This is a genomic window from Rhodococcus sp. (in: high G+C Gram-positive bacteria) (genome assembly GCF_049286785.1).
GTDB lineage: Bacteria > Actinomycetota > Actinomycetes > Mycobacteriales > Mycobacteriaceae > Rhodococcus_F.
Map to the genome: position 1 here is coordinate 1 of NZ_JBAQEO010000721.1, position 2,651 is coordinate 2,651.

The 2,651-nt window shown below is 67.8% G+C and carries 3 protein-coding genes; all 3 read left to right on the forward strand.

Translation table 11 applies throughout. The features are described from left to right. The coding region (locus WAW17_RS26055) for a cation transporting ATPase C-terminal domain-containing protein (RefSeq protein WP_422335763.1) at positions 1–783 on the forward strand (783 nt) is incomplete at its 5' end. Between the two features lie 56 nt (positions 784–839). Next, a complete protein-coding gene (locus WAW17_RS26060; protein ID WP_422335764.1) occupies positions 840–1,793 on the forward strand; it encodes an ABC transporter ATP-binding protein in 954 nt (317 codons plus the stop codon). Further along, positions 1,790–2,651 (forward strand): ABC transporter permease (locus WAW17_RS26065; protein WP_422335765.1); only part of this gene is annotated, 862 nt, incomplete at its 3' end. The genes WAW17_RS26060 and WAW17_RS26065, both read left to right, overlap by 4 nt.

The window sequence follows — 2,651 nt, forward strand, 5'->3', positions numbered from 1 at the left end:
ATCGGGGTGGCTATGGGCCGCAGTGGCACGGACGTGGCGCGCGAGGCAGCCGACCTCGTATTGCTCGACGACGATTTCGCCACCATCCTGACCGCAGTGGAGCAGGGGCGCGCTACCTACGCCAACATCCGGCGATTCCTCAGCTACCACCTCACGGACAACGTCGCGGAGTTGACGCCGTTCGCGCTGTGGGGGCTGTCGGGCGGGCCTTTCCCCCTGGCTCTGGGCGTGTTGCAGATCCTGTGTCTCGATATCGGAACGGACCTGCTGCCTGCTCTTGCGCTCGGGGCAGAGCCGCCCAGTGAGAACGTGCTGAAACGGCCGCCGGAGCGGCGCCACCTGGTCGACGGTGCCCTGATCACGAGGGTGTTCGGCGTCCTCGGTCCCGTAGAAGCTCTGATGGAGATGACTGCCTTCCTTGTGGCGCTGATGGTCGCGGGGTGGCGGCCGGGCGGCGAATTTCCCACCGGGCACGCCTTACTGGCGGCCTCGGGTGCTGCTTTCTCGGCAGTAGTCCTCGGCCAGATGGGGACGGCGCTGGCGTGCCGCAGTGCCAGCCGGCCGCCGTGGAGACTGGGATGGGGAACGAATCGCCTGCTGCTCTGGGCCGTCCTCGCGGAGTTGTTCGCGCTCGCCTTCTTCCTCGCCGTCCGGCCCGTCGCGGACCTTCTGGGGCAGGCGGTACCTCCGCTGGAAGCATTCGCGGTCGCGGTGCTGGCTATCCCCGCGGTTCTCCTCGCCGATTATCTGCACAAGATGGTTCGGAGTCGCCGAAGGTCGTGATCGGCGTGCAAGACTTCGCGTGCGAGAAAGTGGTATCCGAGCCCGGGAGGTATGAGATGGACGACGTCATCGCGGTCGCGGACCTGCACAAACATTACGGGGAGACACGTGCGGTCGATGGTGTGTCCTTCACGGTTCGATCCGGCGAGGTGTTCGCTCTGCTCGGGCCGAACGGCGCTGGTAAGACCACCATCGTCGAGATTCTCGAGGGGCACCGGCACCGCACGTCGGGCACGGTCGACGTATTGGGATTCGACCCGGCGACGGGCGGGCGCGCGTACCGGGAGCGAATCGGAATCGTGCTGCAGGAGGCCGGTTTCGAGGAGGATTTCACGGTCCGGGAACTGGTCCGGCACTACCGGTCGCTGTATCCGAGACGGCTGGGGGTGGACGACGTCGTCGAACTCGTGGGCCTGTCCGACAAGCGGGACGCCAAGGTGAAGACACTGTCCGGCGGCCAGCGGCGGCGGCTGGATCTGGCGCTGGGTCTGGTCGGCGACCCGGAACTGCTGTTCCTGGACGAACCCACGACAGGCTTCGACCCGGCCGCGCGCCGCCGGGCCTGGGACCTTGTGGAGGCCCTGCGCGGGCTGGGCAAGACAGTTCTCCTCACCACGCACTACATGGACGAGGCGGAGCATCTTGCGGACCGCGTCGGCATCGTCGTCGCGGGCAGGCTCATCGCGGTGGGCACTCCCGACGAGATCGGCGGTGATCGGACAGGTGCTGCGGTGTTGTCGTTCCGTTTACCGGACGGTGTTCGGGTCTCCGAATTGCCGGATCTGGGGAGCCCACTCGTCACCGAAGGCGCGCAGTGGCAGGTCCGCACACCGTTTCCGACGGAGGCGCTGGCGCGGCTCACCGGCTGGGCGCGGCATCGCGGTATCGAATTGCCGTCACTGACCGTCGCCCGCCCGGCTCTCGAGGACGTCTACCTCGAACTCGTGGCGGAGCACGACGCGCAGAAGGGGCGGCCCGGGGCCACCACCGAGCAGACGGTGGCGTCGTGACGGGCGCGTCGACACCGATATCGGTTCGGACCGGCCGTCCGCGTAGGGCCGTTCTGCTTCTGGGCGAGGTTCGGCACACGGTCGTGGACCTGTGGCGCGCCCGGGTGGTCTTCGTGTTCACATTCCTGTTCCCACTGTCCTGGCTGGTCGTGATCGGATTTCTCGCGGGGAACGATGCCGTCGACGAGTCGAGTGGGGTGCGGGTGATGCAGTTCGTGACACCCACCGCAATCGTGCTGGGAGTCCTGTACGCCGCCTATCCCACGGTGGCGACCGACCTGGCCGTCGCCCGCGAACAGGGAGTGTTGAAGCGGGTGCGCGGGACCCCGCTCCCGGCCTGGATCTATCTGGCCGGGCGAATCGGCGGTGCCGTCGTGTTCGCGGTCTGCTCGGTACTGACCATGCTCGCGGTCGGCGTGCTGGTGTACGACGTGCAGATCCTCTGGCGTTCTGCTGTGGCGGCGATCGTGACGATCGTCCTGGGAATCGCCTGCTTCGCCGCGCTGGGACTGGCCGTCGCGGCCGCCTCACCCTCCGCCGTCATAGCTCAGGCCGCATCGATCGGCAGTGCCGTGGTGCTGGGTTTTCTCTCCGGTGTCTTCGTCATCGGCGACCTTCCCGAGTGGGCTACGCGGATCGCGTCCGTCTTTCCGCTCAGACCCTTCAACGAGGCACTGCAGGACCAGTTCGATCCCTTCGGGAGCGGGGCGGGATGGGATCCGGCCGCTCTGGCCGTGATGGCCGCCTGGGGGCTGGCCGGCGCAGCAGCGGCGGCTCGGGCGTTTCGCTGGGATCCGGGTGCGGGATCGACCGAGCGACGGGATAACGCAACCGAAGTCGTCGCGCCCGGACCCGGTC